Raw genomic sequence first — 241 nt, forward strand, 5'->3', positions numbered from 1 at the left:
GTGTTGAGTTGAGCTTGCATTTTCCTTTTTTTGCTCAATTATTTGCTGTTCAAGCTTGCTCTTTAACTGCGTCATATCTTGCCGCAATTGTGCCAGTTGCTGATGCAGCCTAATATAAAGGGCAATCATAATTACTAGTAAGGTAATCACTACTAGCCAGCCTAAAGAACCCATCAAAAAATATAGCATCATCCCCACTCAATCTGTCTGTCCATTGAGTGATAATGACGCTATTTGGTTC

1 protein-coding gene is annotated in these 241 nt (G+C 39.4%); it reads right to left on the minus strand.

Annotation, left to right across the window (positions count from 1 at the left end; translation table 11 throughout):
• Positions 1 to 192, minus strand: a 192-nt coding sequence (locus AAEY79_RS16210; protein ID WP_352289767.1) for a hypothetical protein, incomplete at its 3' end; no start/stop codon positions are given.
• Positions 193 to 241 lie beyond the last annotated feature (49 nt).

Source organism: Psychrobacter sp. GW64-MNA-CIBAN-0177 (assembly GCF_040309585.1).
Classification (GTDB): domain Bacteria; phylum Pseudomonadota; class Gammaproteobacteria; order Pseudomonadales; family Moraxellaceae; genus Psychrobacter; species Psychrobacter okhotskensis.